The 16,188-nt window shown below is 71.9% G+C and carries 15 protein-coding genes; 14 read left to right on the top strand and 1 reads right to left on the bottom strand.

Annotation, left to right across the window (positions count from 1 at the left end):
• The first annotated feature begins 11 nt into the window (after positions 1-11).
• A complete protein-coding gene (locus AB0F68_RS12945; protein ID WP_357336132.1) occupies positions 12-2,336 on the top strand; it encodes a glycoside hydrolase family 3 N-terminal domain-containing protein in 2,325 nt (774 codons plus the stop codon).
• A gap of 112 nt (positions 2,337-2,448) precedes the next feature.
• Here AB0F68_RS12945 and AB0F68_RS12940 read toward each other — a convergent pair whose 3' ends face one another.
• Positions 2,449-3,465, bottom strand: a complete 1,017-nt coding sequence (locus tag AB0F68_RS12940) for a LacI family DNA-binding transcriptional regulator (RefSeq protein ID WP_357336478.1) — start codon at positions 3,463-3,465, stop codon at positions 2,449-2,451.
• A 169-nt stretch (positions 3,466-3,634) separates the two neighbouring features.
• Between AB0F68_RS12940 and AB0F68_RS12935 the strand changes: the two genes are divergently transcribed.
• The 13 genes from AB0F68_RS12935 (at position 3,635) to AB0F68_RS12875 (ending at position 16,054) form a co-directional block, all read left to right on the top strand.
• Complete coding sequence (locus tag AB0F68_RS12935) at positions 3,635-4,600, top strand: acetylxylan esterase (protein ID WP_357336129.1); 966 nt, start codon at positions 3,635-3,637, stop codon at positions 4,598-4,600.
• 46 nt (positions 4,601-4,646) lie between these two features.
• Positions 4,647-5,513, top strand: coding sequence for a M15 family metallopeptidase (locus AB0F68_RS12930; protein ID WP_357336127.1), 867 nt, complete (start codon positions 4,647-4,649; stop codon positions 5,511-5,513).
• A 286-nt stretch (positions 5,514-5,799) separates the two neighbouring features.
• Positions 5,800-6,798: a glycoside hydrolase family 11 protein gene (locus AB0F68_RS12925; protein ID WP_357336125.1), complete on the top strand. Its 999-nt coding sequence runs from the start codon at positions 5,800-5,802 to the stop codon at positions 6,796-6,798.
• Positions 6,799-7,106: 308 nt separating this feature from the next.
• Positions 7,107-7,304 carry a hypothetical protein gene (locus tag AB0F68_RS12920; RefSeq protein WP_357336122.1) on the top strand — a complete coding sequence of 66 codons (198 nt, stop codon included), beginning with the start codon at positions 7,107-7,109 and terminating at the stop codon, positions 7,302-7,304.
• 115 nt (positions 7,305-7,419) lie between these two features.
• Entirely contained in the window at positions 7,420-8,190 is a 771-nt protein-coding gene (locus AB0F68_RS12915) for a GntR family transcriptional regulator (RefSeq protein ID WP_357336120.1), read from the top strand.
• Positions 8,191-8,305: 115 nt separating this feature from the next.
• Entirely contained in the window at positions 8,306-9,508 is a 1,203-nt protein-coding gene (trpB, locus tag AB0F68_RS12910) for a tryptophan synthase subunit beta (protein WP_357336118.1), read from the top strand.
• The gene (gene trpA, locus AB0F68_RS12905) at positions 9,505-10,287 is read left to right on the top strand and encodes a tryptophan synthase subunit alpha (protein ID WP_357336115.1); all 783 of its coding nucleotides are present in this window, start codon (positions 9,505-9,507) and stop codon (positions 10,285-10,287) included. Before trpB ends, trpA begins: the two co-directional genes overlap by 4 nt.
• Positions 10,288-10,337: 50 nt before the next feature.
• Positions 10,338-10,661 carry a metalloregulator ArsR/SmtB family transcription factor gene (locus tag AB0F68_RS12900; RefSeq protein ID WP_357336113.1) on the top strand — a complete coding sequence of 108 codons (324 nt, stop codon included), beginning with the start codon at positions 10,338-10,340 and terminating at the stop codon, positions 10,659-10,661.
• Positions 10,658-11,140: an SRPBCC family protein gene (locus AB0F68_RS12895; protein WP_357336107.1), complete on the top strand. Its 483-nt coding sequence runs from the start codon at positions 10,658-10,660 to the stop codon at positions 11,138-11,140. Before AB0F68_RS12900 ends, AB0F68_RS12895 begins: the two co-directional genes overlap by 4 nt.
• 227 nt (positions 11,141-11,367) lie before the next feature.
• Positions 11,368-12,048: a TMEM175 family protein gene (locus tag AB0F68_RS12890; protein WP_357336103.1), complete on the top strand. Its 681-nt coding sequence runs from the start codon at positions 11,368-11,370 to the stop codon at positions 12,046-12,048.
• Between the two features lie 85 nt (positions 12,049-12,133).
• Positions 12,134-12,562 carry a Fur family transcriptional regulator gene (locus tag AB0F68_RS12885; protein WP_357336098.1) on the top strand — a complete coding sequence of 143 codons (429 nt, stop codon included), beginning with the start codon at positions 12,134-12,136 and terminating at the stop codon, positions 12,560-12,562.
• Between the two features lie 23 nt (positions 12,563-12,585).
• A complete protein-coding gene (gene katG, locus AB0F68_RS12880; protein ID WP_357336096.1) occupies positions 12,586-14,862 on the top strand; it encodes a catalase/peroxidase HPI in 2,277 nt (758 codons plus the stop codon).
• A gap of 130 nt (positions 14,863-14,992) precedes the next feature.
• Positions 14,993-16,054 (top strand): FAD-dependent oxidoreductase, encoded by a 1,062-nt coding sequence (locus AB0F68_RS12875; protein WP_357336093.1) that lies wholly within the window; start codon positions 14,993-14,995, stop codon positions 16,052-16,054.
• Positions 16,055-16,188: the final 134 nt, after the last annotated feature.

Below are 16,188 nucleotides of genomic sequence, written 5' to 3'. Positions count from 1 at the left end.
AAAGGCACAGCATGACTGAGGTCCACGCGGTGGTGGACGGGCCGGTACCGGCCCAGGCAGCTCCCGCCCACGACCGGCCGGACGGACATGCCGGCGAGGCGCGCGTACGTGAGCTGCTCGGGCGGATGACGATCGAGGAGAAGATCGCCCAGCTCGTCGGCTTCTGGGAGAAGGAGGACGGCGAGGCGGTCGCACCCCTGCAGGGCGAGTTCGGCGACGCCGTCAAGCTCGAGGACTTCGCCCGGCACGGACTCGGCCATCTCACCCGGGCCTACGGCACCCGCCCGGTCGACGCCGCGGCCCGCGCGGCCTGGCTGTGGAAGTTCCAGCGGGACCTGGTGACGGGCACCAGGCTGGGGATCCCGGCGATCGTCCACGAGGAGTGCCTCACCGGGCTCTCGGCGTGGAAGGCGGCCACCTTCCCCACCCCGCTGGGCTGGGGCGCCGCGTTCGATCCCGAGCTCGTCACCGAGATGGCCGCGGCGATCGGTGCCTCGATGCGGGCGCTGGGCATCCACCAGGGCCTCTCCCCGGTACTCGACGTGATCCGGGACCCGCGCTGGGGCCGGGTCGACGAGTGCATCGCCGAGGACCCTTACCTGGTCGGCACCATCGGCACGTCGTACGTGCGCGGCCTCCAGTCGCAGGGCGTGCACGCCACGCTGAAGCACTTCGCCGGCTATTCCGCGTCGCGCGCCGGGCGCAACTTCGCCCCGGTGCATGCCGGCCCTCGGGAGCTCGCCGACGTGCTGTTCCTTCCGTTCGAGATGGCGATTCTCGACGGGAACGCCCGCAGCATCATGCACTCCTACACCGAGATCGACGGCGTGCCCGTGGCCGCCGATCCGGCGATGCTGACCGGCGTGCTGCGGGACAGGTGGGGCTTCGACGGCACGCTGGTGTCCGACTACTACGGCGTCGCCTTCCTGAATCTGCTGCACCATGTCGCGGCCGACCACGCGGAGGCGGCCGTGCAGGCGCTTGACGCGGGTGTCGACATCGAGCTCCCCACGGGCGACGCCTATCTGACCCTGCGGGAGAGGGCGCAGGCCGGCAAGCTCGACGAAGCGCTCATCGACCGGGCGGTGCTGCGGGTCCTGCGCCAGAAGCTGGAACTCGGGCTGCTCGACGCCACGTTCACCGACGAGCCGCCCCGGGCGGTCGACCTCGACCCACCGGAGCACCGGTCCATCGCCCGCCGCCTCGCCGAGGAGTCGGTCGTCCTGGTCGCCAACCGGGACGTCCTTCCCCTGCCCGCGGGCCGGCGCGTGGCGGTCATCGGCCCGAACGCGGACCGGCAGGCCGCGCTCTTCGGGTGCTACTCCTTCCTCAACCACGTGCTCGTCCAGCATCCGGGCGTGGAAACCGGCATCGAGGTGTCGACCGTCCTCGACGCGGTCCGCGCCGAGTTCGGCGCCGACCTCGTCACCTGGGCGAGTGGCTGCGAGGTGGACACCGACGACCGCTCCGGTTTCGCGGAGGCCGTCGCCACGGCATCCGCCGCGGAGGTGGCCGTGCTGGTCGTCGGTGACCACGCCGGCCTCTTCGGGCGCGGCACGGTCGGCGAAGGCTGCGACCGGGAGGACCTGGAGCTGCCCGGTGTCCAGCGCGAGCTCGTCGAGGCCGTGCTGGCCACCGGCACGCCGGTCGTCCTCGTGCTGGTCACGGGCCGTCCGTACGCGGTCGGCTGGGCACTGTCGCGCTGCGCGGCGGTGGTGCAGGCGTTCTTTCCCGGTGAGGAGGGGGCCGGAGCGATCGCGGGTGTGCTCTCCGGGCGGGTCAACCCGTCGGGCCGGCTGCCGGTCAGCCTGCCGGGCTCGGCGGGGGCGCAGCCGTACTCGTACCTGCACCCGACGCTGGGCGAGGGCAGTGAGGTGACCAACCTGCCGGCGACGCCGGCGGCGGCGTTCGGCCACGGCCTGTCCTACACGACGTTCGAGCACACCGGCCTCACCGCGCCGGCCACGGCACCGACCGACGGGGCGCTGCACGTGACGGTGCGCGTGACGAACACCGGCGCGCTCGCCGGCGACGACGTGGTCCAGCTCTACGGCCGCGACCCGGTGGCCTCGGTGACCCGGCCGGTGGCGCAGCTGCTCGGCTACCGGCGGGTCCACCTGGAGCCGGGCCAGTCGGTCACCGTCGAGCTGACGGTCCCCACCACTCGCCTGGCCTTCTCCGACCGCACGCTCACCCGGGTGGTGGAGCCCGGCGACGTCGAACTCTGGATCGGCACGAGCGCGCGGCGGGACACGGAGGCGCTGACCACCCTGGTCGGTGACACCGTGCCGGTCACCAACGATTCGCCGCGCTGGACGACGTCCGAGATCAGGTGAGGCCGGTCCGCCGGGCGTCCCCGTGGACGCCCGGCGGACCAACACCCGTTCAGTGGACGGGCCGTGCCGGCGCTGAGCCCGCCCCCGCCGGCCTGGAGCGCGGCGGCGGACGCTAGTCGGGGCGTGCCGAGCTGTCCCGGACCACGAGTTCGGTGGCCAGCTCCACCCGCGGCGACTCGATCTCCTCGCCCTGGGCCAGGCGCAGCACCGTACGGGCGGCGAGCCGCCCCATCTCCACCAGCGGCTGGCGCACCGTGGTCAGCGGCGGGGACGCCCACCGGGCTTCGGGCAGGTCGTCGAAGCCGACCACGCTGACGTCGTCCGGGACCCGCAGCCGTCGGCGGCGGACCGCCTCGTAGACGCCGAAGGCCATCTGGTCGCTGGCCGCGAAGATCGCGGTGGGCGGGTCGTCGAGCTGCAGCAGGGCGGCGCCCGCGGCGAAGCCGGAGGCGTGGTAGAAGTCGCCGGGCTGCACCAGCCGGTCGTCCAGCGGCACGCCGGCCGCCTCCAGCGCGGCCCGGTAGCCGTCCAGCCGGGCCCGGCTGCACAGCAGGTGCGTGGGGCCGGCCACGAAACCGATCCGGCGGTGCCCGAGGCCGAGCAGGTGCTCGGTGGCGGCGAGACCGCCGGACCAGTTGGTGGCGCCGATGGTGGGCACGCCGGTCGCGGGTGCGCCGGCCGGGTCGACCACCACCACCGGCACATTGAGCCGGCGCAGCTGGGCGTGCACGGGCGGGGTCAGGTGGGAGGTCACCACGATGACCCCGGCCGAGGCGCGGGCGCGCAGGTTCTGCAGCCACTGCCGGGTCGAGGTGGACTCGCGGTGGATCGCCGAGACGACGGTGCCCACCCCGACGGTGTGGCCGACGTCCTCCACCCCACGGACGATCTCCAACGCCCACGGGCTGTCCAGATCGGGGAAGACCAGGTCGAGCAGGGCCGCGCGGTGCGCGGCACGGCTGCGGCGCCGCCGGTAGCCGTGGTGGCGCAGCAGTTCCTCGACCCGCTCCCGGGTGCCCGGGGCGACATCGGAGCGCCCGTTGAGCACCCGGGACACGGTCGGCACCGAGACACCGGCCTCCCGCGCGATCACCGTGATGGTCACCCTGCGCTCGTCGTCCGCGTTCACCCGCGTCTCCTTCACCCGGCCGTCCTCGGTCATCTTGCCGCACCGGCCGAGGGTTGACGACAGCGCCGGGCGGTCCTAGCGTGCCGAGAGATCGCGGCGCCGTTCCGGAAAATCTGTAGGCCGTTTCCGGCCGACTGGCCCCGAGCACCCCACGAGTCGAGAGGCGGCCGTGTACACCGACCTGCCCGAGGCGGCGTTGCGCACCTACCGCAGCGCCATGCGCGAACCGGACGACTTCGACGCCTTCTGGGCCGACACCCTCGCCGAGGCCCGCGAGTGCGACGGCGACCTCGCCGTGACGCCGCTGGACACCCCGTTGACCGGCCTGGACGTGTTCGACGTGACGTTTCCCGGCTTCGCCGGCCAGCCGGTGAAGGCATGGCTGCGCGTGCCGCGCGGCGCCGCCGGCCGGCTGCCGACGATCGTGCAGTACGTCGGCTACGGCGGCGGTCGCGGCCACCCGCTGGAGAACCTGCTCTGGGCCGCCGCGGGCTTCGCCCACCTGCAGATGGACACCCGCGGGCAGGGGTCCGGCTGGAGCCGGGGCGACACCCCGGACATCGCCGGGGCCGGCCCGCAGGCCCCCGGGATGACCACCCGGGGCGTCGAGGACCCGCGCCGGTACTACTACCGCCGCTTCCTCACCGACGCGGTCCGGGCCGTCGACGCGGCCCGCCGGCTGCCCGCCGTCGACCCGGGCCGGGTGGCGGTGCTCGGCCACAGTCAGGGCGGCGGGGCCGCGCTGGCCGCCGCGGCCCTGGTGCCGGACCTGCGGGCGGCGGTGGCGTACGTGCCGTTCCTGTGCGACATCCCGCGCGCGGTCACGGTCACCGACGCCTTCCCGTACCGGGAGATCCGGGACTACCTGGCGGTGCACCGGGACCGGGAGGAGCGGGTGCTGCGCACCCTCGGCTACGTCGACGGGGTCGCGTTCGCCCGTCGGGCCACCGTGCCGGCCCGCTTCTCGGTGGCGCTGATGGACGAGATCGTGCCCCCGTCCACGGTCTTCGCCGCGGTCAACGCCTACCGGGGACCGGCCGAGCTGACGGTGTGGCGGTACAACGGCCACGAGGCGGGCGGCATCGACGACGACGCGGCGGCGCTCGACTTCCTCCGTACCGCGCTCGACGGCTGACCGGTTGCCGGCCCGGCAGGCCGGCGAGCCTGGTAGACACAGCAGGGTGGGGACGGGTCGGCGCGCGGCCGCCGTCGTGGCTGCCCTGGCCACGACGCTCGCCGCGGCCTGCCAGCAGCCCGCCCCGAGCCCACCGCCGACACCGGCGCCGACCTCGGTGCCGACCTCGGTGCCGACCTCGGCGCCCGCGCCGTCGGCCGGCCCCAGCGAGCCGCACGCCCCGGCCGACATCGTCGACCTGGCCACCGTCGACCCGACCGTCCGCACCGACATCCGGTACGCCACCGCGCACAACTTCGTGGGCCGCCCGATCGCCGGCTACCCCGAACCGCTCTGCCTGCTCACCCGCCGGGCGGCGGAGGCGCTGCACCGGGTGCAGGCCGCCGCCCTGGCGCAGGGCCGCAGCCTCAAGGTGTACGACTGCTACCGCCCGCAGCGGGCGGCGGACGACTTCGTCACCTGGGCGAAGCTCCCCGGCGAGCAGCGGATGAAGGGGGAGTTCTATCCGGACGAGCCGAAGAGCCGGCTCTTCGCCGACGGCTACATCGGCGCTCCGACCGCGCACAGCCGGGGGAGCACCCTCGACCTGACCCTGGTCCCGGTGCCCACCCCCGACCAGCCCGCGTACGTGCCGGGCCAGCCGCTGATGGCCTGCACCGCGCCCGCCGGCGGGCGCTTCCCGGACAGCTCCGTCGACATGGGCACCGGGTTCGACTGCTTCGACCCCCGCGCGCACACCGCCGACGCTCGGGTCACGGGCGCGGCCCGCGCCAACCGGGAGTTGCTGAAACGGCTGATGACCGCGCAGGGCTTCGAGAACTACCCGCGCGAGTGGTGGCACTACCGGTACGTCGACGAGCCGTACCCGGACACGTACTTCAACTTCCCGGTGGCCCGGTCGTCGCTGCGCTGAGCGTCGCCTCGGCGGCGACTTTCGGAATCCCTCCGGAACGTCGGACGAGACCGGGTCGAACCACCCTCCTCGTGCCGGACGACTGAGTTGCCGCCCCGGATTCCAATCCATCAAGCATGCCGTTTGAGCAGCCAGAATGCTTCCTTGCCGGGATTCTTTGTGGCCGGCAGGTTTCCACAACGTTTCCGGAAGTTGTTGACACCGCGAACGACCGACCTCAATACTGGCGCCCTCCAGACCCATCTATTCACGTCGATGCGGACCGCTCACGAGGAGGAAGCAAGTCATGAACGACATCCCTGTCCGTTCGAGGACCCGCAGCCGCGGACGCCTCAGGACACTCATCGGTCGTGCCTGCGCCGTCGCCCTGGTCACCGCCGGCGCCACGGCCGTCCTGTCCAGCCCTGCCCACGCCGAGACCGTCACGTCGAATTCGACCGGGACCAACAACGGCTACTTCTATTCCTTCTGGAAGGACAGCGGCAACGTCTCCATGACCATGGGTAGCGGCGGCCAGTACAGCACCCAGTGGAGCAACGTCAACAACTTCGTCGCCGGTAAGGGCTGGAATCCCGGCGCGCGCCGGACCGTCACCTACTCCGGCACCTTCAGCCCGTCCGGCAACGCGTACCTGACCCTCTACGGGTGGACGAGGAACCCGCTCGTCGAGTACTACATCGTCGACAGCTGGGGCACCTACCGGCCGCCGGGCGGGCAGGGGTTCATGGGCACCGTGACCACCGACGGCGGCACGTACGACATCTACCGCACCCAGCGGGTCAACGCGCCCTCCATCGAGGGCACCAGGACCTTCTACCAGTACTGGAGCGTGCGGCAGTCGAAGCGCGTGGGCGGCACCATCACCGCAGGCAACCACTTCGACGCGTGGGCCCGCTATGGAATGAACCTCGGCACCCACGACTACCAGATCCTGGCCACGGAGGGTTACCAGAGCAGCGGAAGCTCCAACATCACGGTGGGCGGTGGCACCTCGCCCGGGCCCACCACCCCGCCGCCCGGTGGCGGCTGCACGGTCAGCGTCAGCCGTGCCGACGAGTGGAGCGACCGGTTCAACGTGAACTTCTCGGTCAGCGGTAGCAGCAACTGGGTCGTCACCATCCGCACGAACGGCGGTCAGACCCTGCAGAACAGCTGGAACGCCTCGATCAGCGGCACCAGCGGCACCCTCACGGCCCGCCCCAACGGCAACGGCAACAACTTCGGCATCACGCTCTACAAGAACGGCAACAACACCACCCCCAGCGCGAGCTGCGCGACCGGCTGACCGGCTCGGATCGCGGGCCGGAGGGGGGAGCCTCCGGCCCGCGACCGCGGATTCGCCCCGGGACGCGCGGGTAGGCCGCGCCATGGCAGCCGTGCCGGTCGCCGGTTCACCGAGGTCGTCGTTGACCGTCACCGCGATGTGCTCGACGAACGGGCCTGCAGCGGTACGTCATCTACCTTCAGGACTACGGCTCGCAGTCCGGGCTGCGCCTGGCGCTGAGCGCGCCGGAGCGGGTCGCGGCGCTGGTCATCCAGAACGGCGACATCTATCCGGACCAGCACGGGCCGAAATACGCGCCGCTCCAGGAGATGTGGGCCGAGCCGTACGCGCAGGCCCTGGCGGCGGTGGCCCCGAACGTCTCGGAGCGGGGATTCCGCGACGAGTTCCTGGGCGAGCTACCCGACGCGGAGTTGCACCTGCTCGACGGGGGTCACTGGCTGCTGGAGACCCACCTCGGCGACGTGGTGGCGCCGATGCGCGACTTTCTGGCGCGCGTGCACCGCTAGCCCGGCCGGTGGCCCGTTCTGGTCGGCCACCCGGCGGCCATACGCTGGCACCCGAAAGAAGCACCCGGTGGGCGGCGCGATCCGCTCCGTTCCGACTCTCAGGGCTGGGCGACGTATGGGCGACATTCTGGGCAGGACACCCAAGTACGTGGTGATCCGCGACGACCTGATCAGGCGGATCAGGAACGGCGAGTTCGCCCCGGGCGACGCACTGCCCGGCCAGCGGCACCTGAGTGACGAGTACGGGGTCAGCCTCATGACGCTGCGCCAGGCGCTGGACGAGCTGTGCGACCAGGGCGTGGTGGAGCAGCTTCCCGGCAAGGGCACGTACGTCCGCGCGGTGCCCGTGCCGTACTCGATGGGAAACCTGCGCAGCCTGGCCGACGACCTGCGCGCGCATGGCATCGAGGTGCTGACCCGGGTGCTGGACCAGGAGATCATCCCCGTGCCCGAGGACCTGGCCGTGCGGTTCGGGATCCCGGCGGACACTTCGGTCCTCAGGCTGGAGCGGATCCGCGTCATCCGGGGCGCCCCGCTGATCCACCAGCTGTCCTACATCCCGCAGCCGTTCGCCGAGCCGCTCCGGGGCGTCGACTTCGAGAAGCAGGAGCTCTACGGCGTTCTGGCCGAGCGGGCCGACGCGGTGGCGGTGCGGGCCGAGGAGACGGTCGCGCCGGTCCTGATGTCCGCGCACATCGCCGAGCTGCTCGGCCTGCCCCCGGGTCAACCGGCTATGCGCAGTGAGCGGATCACCCTCGACGGCAACCGGCGCACCCTGGTCGTCGACCTCGCCGTCCTCGCCGGGAGCAGCGTGGTGATCGTGAACACCCGGGAGGTCAGCGGTCACCAGCTGAGCTACGCGATGGGGGACGACGCCCCCGCGTAGGCCCCCGCACCGTGTAGCGGGCTCAACAGTCGGCCAGAACTTCCACGCTGTTCTAGAACTCATGCCAAGGGGCTGGTATAACAGGCACAGTTCTAGAACCCTGAGGAGGAGTGCCATGGACCAGCTCCTGCACGCCGGTCGTCCCGTCGTCGCGGCCGACAGCCGCCCGCCGGTCGGACTCGGCAGGTTCGGCGAGTACGGCGGCCGCTTCGTCCCGGAGTCGCTCGTGCCCGCCTGCGAGGAGGTCGAGCGGGCGTTCGCCGAGGCCTGGGCCGACCCGTTGTTCCGGGCCGAGCTGCACCAGGTGCTCTCGATCTACGTGGGCCGGCCGACGCCGCTGACCCCGGTGGCGCGGCTTTCCGCGGAGCTGGGGATCAATCTGCTGCTGAAGCGGGAGGACCTCACCCACACCGGCTCGCACAAGATCAACAATGTCCTGGGCCAGGCGCTGCTGGCGCGGCGGATGGGCCGGCGCCGGCTGATCGCCGAGACCGGCGCGGGTCAGCACGGCGTGGCGACCGCCACGGCGGGCGCCCTGCTCGGCATGGCGACCACGGTCTTCATGGGCGAGCGGGACATCGAGCGGCAGCAGCTCAACGTCTTCCGGATGAAGATGCTCGGCGCTGAGGTGGTCCCGGTGACCTCGGGCAGCCGCACCCTCAAGGACGCGTGCAGCGAGGCGATGCGCCACTGGGTCACCGCCGTCGAGGACTCCTACTACTGCCTCGGCTCGGCGATGGGTCCGCACCCGTACCCCTGGATGGTCCGGGAGTTCCAGCGGGTGATCGGCGACGAGGCCCGCACGCAGTGCGCGGCCACCCTCCGCACCGGCACCCCCGACTTCGTCGTGGCCTGCGTCGGCGGGGGCTCCAACGCGGCCGGCACGTTCGCGGGTTTCGTCGACACACCGGCCCGGTTGGTCGGCGTGGAGGCCGCCGGCGGCGCCGCGATCAGCGCCGGCTCCACCGGTGTGCTGCACGGTTTCCGGTCGAAGGTCCTGCAGGACGCGCACGGGCAGATCACCGAGGCCCACTCGATCGCGCCGGGCCTGGACTACCCGGGCGTCGGCCCGGAGCACGCGTACCTGGCGGATCTGGGCCGGGCCAGTTACGTGACCGTGGACGACGCCGAGGTCCTGGCGGCGACGCACCGGCTGGCCCGCACCGAGGGCATCCTCTGCGCGCTGGAGTCCGCCCACGCGGTGGCCTGGGTGATCCGCGCCGCCGGCGACGGCACGATCCCCCCGGCCGCCACGGTGATGCTCACCCTCTCCGGCCGGGGTGACAAGGACATGTCGACCCTCATGGAGCTGTCGTGAACGCACTGGAGACCCGGAGCCGCGCGGCCAGGGCGGCCGGCCGGAAGTTGCTCGTGCCGTACGTGACCGGCGGGATCACCGAGGACTGGACCGACCTGCTCCGGGCCGCGGTGGACGCCGGCGCCGACGCCATCGAGGTCGGCCTCCCGTTCTCCGATCCGACCCTGGACGGCCCGGTCGTCCAACAGTCCTCGTACCAGGCGCTGAACCGGGGCGCGACGGCGGGACGCATCCTGGACGAGGTGTCCCGGCTCGGGCTGCCGGTGCCGCTGATCGCGTTCACCTACGCCAACCTGGTGCTGCGCAACGGTGTGGACGCGTTCTGCGGCGCCCTCGCCGATGCCGGGGTGCGCGGCCTGATCGTGCCAGACCTGCCGATCGACGAGGCGGACCCGGTCGCCACGGCGGCGGAGGACGCGCAGGTCGATCTCGTGCTGCTCGCCTCCCCGTCCACCCCGGCGCGACGCCGGATCGAGATCGCCGAGCGCAGCCGCGGCTTCGTGTACGCGGTCAGCGTCATGGGGACCACCGGCGAGCAGTCCGAGCTGCGCGAGTCCGGCCGCCACCTGGTGGCGTCGCTGCGGCAGGCCACCGACCTGCCGGTGGTGCTCGGGTTCGGCATCTCCGGCCCGGAGCAGGCGGGGGAGGCCGCCGGCTACTCCGACGGCGTGGCGGTGGGGTCGGCGGTGATGCGCCGGGTGCTGGACGGGGCCGGCCCGGCGGAGCTCGGCCGGTTCCTGGCCCGGCTGCGTACCGCGCTGGACGGGGCCGGCGGCTGACGCCCGGGCGGCCTTGACTCGCGGAAGCCGTAAGCGGTAGCTTACCGTTCGTGGCTACTTACCGAACGGGCGATGGCTGGGACGCGTTGGGTGATCCCACCCGACGCGCCATCGTCGAGTGCCTGGCCGAGCGACCCCGCGCCGTCGGCGAACTCGCCGACGAACTGCCGATCAGCCGACCGGCGGTGTCCCAGCACCTCAAGGTCCTCAAGGACGCCGGGCTGGTCACCGACCAGGCGGCCGGAACCCGCCGGGTCTACCGGCTCAATCCGGTGGCCGTGGCCGCGCTCCGGGACCAGCTGGACACCTTCTGGCACCGCGCGCTGGACAGCTACAAGGCCGTCGTCGAACAACCGAATGAGGAGACCCCATGACCGAGACAACAGCCCCGGCCGTCCGCCGGGAGATCGTCGTCGAGGCGCCGCTGGAACGGGCGTTCACCGTGTTCACCGAGCGGTTCGGTGACTTCAAGCCGCCGGAGCACAACCTGCTCGGTGCGGCGATCGCGGAAACGGTGTTCGAACCCAAGGTCGGCGGCCACATCTACGACCGAGGTGTCGACGGCAGCGAATGCCGCTGGGCGCGCGTGCTCGCCTACGAACCGCCGAACCGGGTCGTGTTCAGCTGGGACATCAGCCCCCGGTGGCAGGTGGAGACCGACCCGGACAACACCAGCGAGGTCGAGGTCCGCTTCGTCGCCGAAACCCCGCAACGCACCCGGGTTGAGCTGGAACACCGCCACCTCGACCGACACGGCCCGGGCTGGCAGTCCGTCCGCGACGGCGTCGGCCACGACGAGGGATGGCCGCTGTACCTCACCCGGTACGCCGCCCTGTTCACCCGGAGCAGCTGAGGCCGCCGAGTACCGGCAGCCCCCGAGGTCGGCCGGCCGGCGTGGGACCCTCGCCTACGCCGCCGGTCCGACCCGCGTGTGCGGCCGCTCCGGGCATGCTTCCCCGGTGCGGACACGGACGAAGGTCTCGCCGCGCCGCTTCGAGATCGAGATCACCGGCACTCCGGCGATGGGCTTTCCCCGCTGATCGCACCCGTCCACCGTGCCGTCACTGTTAGCGTTCGGCCGTGCCCGCAGGACCCGAAGAGGCCCAGCCGACAGGCCCGGCGCGCCAACTGCCCGACACCGGTCGGCTGGCCGCGTTCAGCGACGGTGTCTTCGCCATCGTCATCACGCTGCTGGTGCTGGACCTGCGGGTGCCGGAATACCACGAGGGCGAGCTGCTGACGTCGCTTGGCAGGGAAGCCCCGTCCTACCTGGCGTTCGTGGTGTCCTTCATCTACATCGGCGTCCTCTGGCTCAATCACCACGCCCTGCTACGGCTCGTCCGCGGCACCACCCTGGCGCTCAACTGGATCAACATCGCGATCCTCTTCGGTGTGGTGATCATCCCGTTTCCGACCGCGGTCCTGGCGTCGGCGCTCGTCGGCGGCGACACCGACGACCTGAGGGTGGCTGTCGTCATGTACGCGCTCGCTGCGGCGCTGATGTCGGCGCCCTGGTTGGTGTTCTTCGGCTATCTACGCCGTCACCCGGCGCTGCGCGCGGGCCACATCGACCCGGACCACGTTCGCGCGCAGGAGGCCCGCCCGATCACCGGTCTCGTTCTCTACGGTCTGACCGGGCTGCTCGCCCTGATCGTGAACCCGCTGTTCGGCCTGCTGGGAATCATCGTCATGATCATCTATCACGGTGTGACCAGCGAGGGTCTTCCCCGGCGGCGAAGGCCCGCGCCGGCGAGGAGCTGACCAACGGCAGTCCGCCTCGAAGATCCGCGGATCGAGATCGCGGCAAAACTTGATTCATTCCAAAAGAGTGGACTATGTTGGTCCCGTGACGTCCGACTTCGCGGCGCAGCTGCGGTCGGTCTCGTTGCGCGTGACCCGGCCCCGGTTGGCGGTGCTCGCCGCGCTGCGGGACCATCCGCACGCCGACACCGACACCGTGATCGCCCTGGTACGGGCGGATCATCCCACGGTCTCCCACCAGGCGGTGTACGACGTGCTGCGTGCGCTCACCGACGCCGGTCTGGTGCGGCGCATCCAGCCGGCCCGGGCGACCGCCCGGTACGAGTCACGGGTGGGGGACAACCACCACCATGTCGTGTGCCGCTCCTGCGGCGCGATCGTCGACGTCGACTGTGCTGTCGGCCATGCACCCTGTCTCACCGCCTCCGACGACCACGGCTTCGTGGTCGACGAGGCGGAGGTCGTCTACTGGGGCACCTGCCCCGACTGTGCGACCGAACGCACCTCCCAGTGATCCGCCAGTTCGGAAGGAAGCAAATGAGCGACACCCAGGACAACGCGCCCTCCAGCGCGCAGGGCGTGGACAAGAAGGCGGCGGCCGGCTGCCCGGTCGCGCACGACTCCGTGACCGCGCACGGCAGCGAGAGCGAGAACCCGGCGATCGACTCCCCGACCCCGAAGACCGGCGGTCGCCCGCGCACCAACCGGGACTGGTGGCCCAACCAGCTCGACCTGTCGGTGCTGCACGCGCACTCGCCGAAGGGCAACCCGCTGGGTGCGGATTTCAGCTACGCCAGGGAGTTCGCCAAGCTCGACGTCGAGGCCCTCAAGCAGGACATCGTCACCGCCCTCACCACCTCGCAGGACTGGTGGCCGGCCGACTTCGGGCACTACGGCGGCCTGATGATCCGGATGAGCTGGCACTCCGCCGGCACCTACCGGATCGAGGACGGTCGCGGCGGCGCCGGCGACGGCGGTCAGCGGTTCGCCCCGCTCAACAGCTGGCCGGACAACGCCAACCTGGACAAGGCCCGCCGCCTGCTCTGGCCGGTCAAGCAGAAGTACGGCCAGAAGATCTCGTGGGCCGACCTGCTCGTGCTCGCCGGCAACGTCGCCCTGGAGTCGATGGGCTTCAAGACCTTCGGCTTCGGCTTCGGCCGCGAGGACGTCTGGGAGCCCGAGGAGATCTTCTGGGGTCCGGAGGACACCTGGCTCGGTGACGAGCGCTACGCCTCCGAGAAGGAGATGGTGACCGGCGTCGGTGCGACCGAGATGGGCCTCATCTACGTCAACCCGGAGGGCCCCCGCGGCAACGCGGACCCGCTCGCGGCGGCGCACTTCATCCGCGAGACCTTCGCCCGGATGGCGATGAACGACGAGGAGACCGTCGCCCTCATCGCCGGTGGCCACACCTTCGGCAAGGCCCACGGCGCCGCCGTCGCCGACAACCACGTCGGCCCCGAGCCCGAGGGCGCCCCGCTGGAGGCGCAGGGCCTGGGCTGGCTGAGCACCCACGGCACCGGCAAGGGCCCGGACACCATCACCAGCGGTCTCGAGGTGACCTGGACCGACCGGCCGACGCAGTGGAGCAACCGCTTCTTCGAGATCCTCTTCGGCTACGAGTGGGAGCTGACCACGAGCCCCGGCGGCGCCAAGCAGTGGGTCGCCAAGGACGCCGAGGCGATCATCCCGGACCCGTACGACCCGTCGAAGAAGTACAAGCCGACGATGCTGACGACCGACCTGTCGCTGCGCGTCGACCCGGCGTACGAGAAGATCTCGCGCCGATTCCTGGAGAACCCCGACGAGTTCGCGCTGGCCTTCGCGAAGGCCTGGTACAAGCTGCTGCACCGCGACATGGGTCCGGTCAGCCGCTTCCTCGGGCCGTGGGTCGCCGAGCCGCAGCTGTGGCAGGACCCGGTGCCGCCCGTCGAGCACGAGCTCGTGGGTGACGCCGACGTCGCCGCCCTCAAGGCGAAGATCCTGGAGTCCGGCCTCACGACCGCCCAGCTGGTCTCGACCGCCTGGGCCTCCGCCGCCAGCTTCCGCTCCACCGACAAGCGCGGCGGCGCCAACGGCGCGCGGATCCGTCTCGAGCCGCAGCGCAGCTGGGAGGTCAACCAGCCCGAGCAGCTCGCGACGGTCCTGTCGACCCTCGAGGGCGTCCAGCGGGAGTTCAACTCCGCCGGGGGCGCGCAGATCTCGCTGGCGGACCTGATCGTGCTGGCCGGCTCGGCCGCCGTCGAGAAGGCCGCGCGCGACGCCGGCGTCGAGGTGACCGTGCCGTTCCGTCCGGGCCGCACCGACGCGACTCAGGAGCAGACCGACGTCGAGTCGTTCCGCGTCCTCGAGCCGCGCGCCGACGGGTTCCGCAACTACCTGCGTCCCGGCGAGAAGACCCAGCCGGAGGTGCTGCTCGTCGACCGTGCCTACATGCTCAGCCTGACCGCGCCCGAGATGACCGTCCTCATCGGCGGCCTGCGCTCCCTCGGGGCCAACGTCGGGGGCGCGAAGCACGGTGTCCTCACCGATCGGCCCGGCGTGCTCACCAACGACTTCTTCGCCAACCTGCTCTCCCCGGGCACCCGGTGGAAGGCGTCGGAGTCCGAGGAGCACGTGTACGAGATCCGCGACCTGGCCACCGACGAGGTGAAGTGGACCGCCACCGCGGTCGACCTCATCTTCGGCTCCAACTCGCAGCTGCGGGCCCTCGCGGAGGTCTACGCCAGCGAGGACGCGCGCGAGAAGTTCGTGGCCGACTTCGTCGCGGCCTGGACGAAGGTCATGGAGCTCGACCGGTACGACGTCGCCTGACCCGGCTGCCAACGACGGGCCCCGGTCGATCCACCAGCGGATCGACCGGGGCCCGTCGCGTTTGAAGCCGGTCAGCCCGGCGGTGTGAGATCCATCGCCGGAGGGAAGGCCTGGGTGAGCCTCCGACGTTGTGCGACACGTGCCGGAGACGGATGTGGTGGTTGTCGGAGCTGGGCAGGCGGGGCTGTCCAGCGCGTACCACCTGCGCTCCTCGGGTCTCGACTTCGTCGTCCTGGATGCCGACCCGGCGCCGGGCGGGGCCTGGCAGCACCGGTGGCCGACGCTGCGCATGGCGACCGTGCACGGGATCTTCGACCTGCCCGGCCTGCATTTCACGCCGCCGCCGCCGGACGAACCCGCCGCGGACGCGGTGCCGGCCTATTTCGCCGCCTTCGAGCGGGAATTCGGCATCGACGTGCAGCGGCCGGTCGCCGTCACGGCCGTCCGGAACGCCCCCGACGGACGACTCCTGGTCGAATCCGACAAGGGCACCTGGACCACCAGCGCACTGATCAACGCCACGGGAACGTGGACCAGGCCGTTCGTGCCGTACTACCCCGGACAGGAGACGTTCCGCGGGCGGCAGCTGCACACCGCCCACTACCGGGGGCCGGCGGAGTTCGCCGGCAAGCGGGTGGTCGTCGTCGGGGGCGGAGCCTCGGCCGTGCAACTGCTGGTCGAGATCGCCGACGTCGCGGCGACGACGACCTGGGTCACCCGCCGGCCGCCGGTGTTCCGGGACGGGCCGTTCACGCCGGACCACGGACGCGAGGTGGTCGCGAAGGTGGACGCGCGGGTACGCGCCGGCCTGCCCCCGGGAAGCATCGCCAGCGCGACCGAGCTGGCATGGACACCGCAGCTGCTCGAAGCCCGGGAACGGGGTCTTTTCCAACGCCGCCCGATGTTCGACCGGATCGTCCCCGAGGGCGTCCGGTGGGGCGACGGCGCGGCGCAGGACGTGGACATCATCTTCTGGTGCACCGGCTTCCGGCCGGCGCTCGACCACCTGGCCCCGCTGCGGCTGCGGGGGCCCCGCGGCGGCATCGTCATGGATGGCACCCGGGTGGTCGCCGACCCCCGGATCCACCTGGTCGGCTACGGGCCGTCCGCGAGCACGGTCGGCGCGAACCGCGCCGGGCGGGCAGCGGTACGGGAGCTGCGCGCGCTTCTGGCCGCGCCCGCCGCGGCCTGATCGCACGCCGTCCGGGAGGCCGACAAGGGTGGGTACGCCGACGCCCGAGCAACGCCGCCGGCCGGCGCTCGACGGACCCGGGGAGACAACCTCGGTCGTACGACGCCCGGAGCGCGGACAACCCGGGTGGTAGG

The organism is Micromonospora sp. NPDC023966, assembly GCF_040639095.1.
Lineage (GTDB): Bacteria > Actinomycetota > Actinomycetes > Mycobacteriales > Micromonosporaceae > Micromonospora.
This window is presented reverse-complemented; position numbering and strand designations above follow the sequence as displayed.

Excerpts from the sequence above, each read along its gene's own strand:
- AB0F68_RS12945 (WP_357336132.1), top strand. The coding sequence starts at position 12 with ATGACTGAGGTCCACGCGGTGGTGGACGGGCCGGTACCGGCCCAGGCA.
- AB0F68_RS12925 (WP_357336125.1), top strand. The coding sequence starts at position 5,800 with ATGAACGACATCCCTGTCCGTTCGAGGACCCGCAGCCGCGGACGCCTC.
- AB0F68_RS12920 (WP_357336122.1), top strand. The coding sequence starts at position 7,107 with ATGTGGGCCGAGCCGTACGCGCAGGCCCTGGCGGCGGTGGCCCCGAAC.
- AB0F68_RS12915 (WP_357336120.1), top strand. The coding sequence starts at position 7,420 with ATGGGCGACATTCTGGGCAGGACACCCAAGTACGTGGTGATCCGCGAC.
- trpB (WP_357336118.1), top strand. The coding sequence starts at position 8,306 with ATGGACCAGCTCCTGCACGCCGGTCGTCCCGTCGTCGCGGCCGACAGC.
- AB0F68_RS12895 (WP_357336107.1), top strand. The coding sequence starts at position 10,658 with ATGACCGAGACAACAGCCCCGGCCGTCCGCCGGGAGATCGTCGTCGAG.
- katG (WP_357336096.1), top strand. The coding sequence starts at position 12,586 with ATGAGCGACACCCAGGACAACGCGCCCTCCAGCGCGCAGGGCGTGGAC.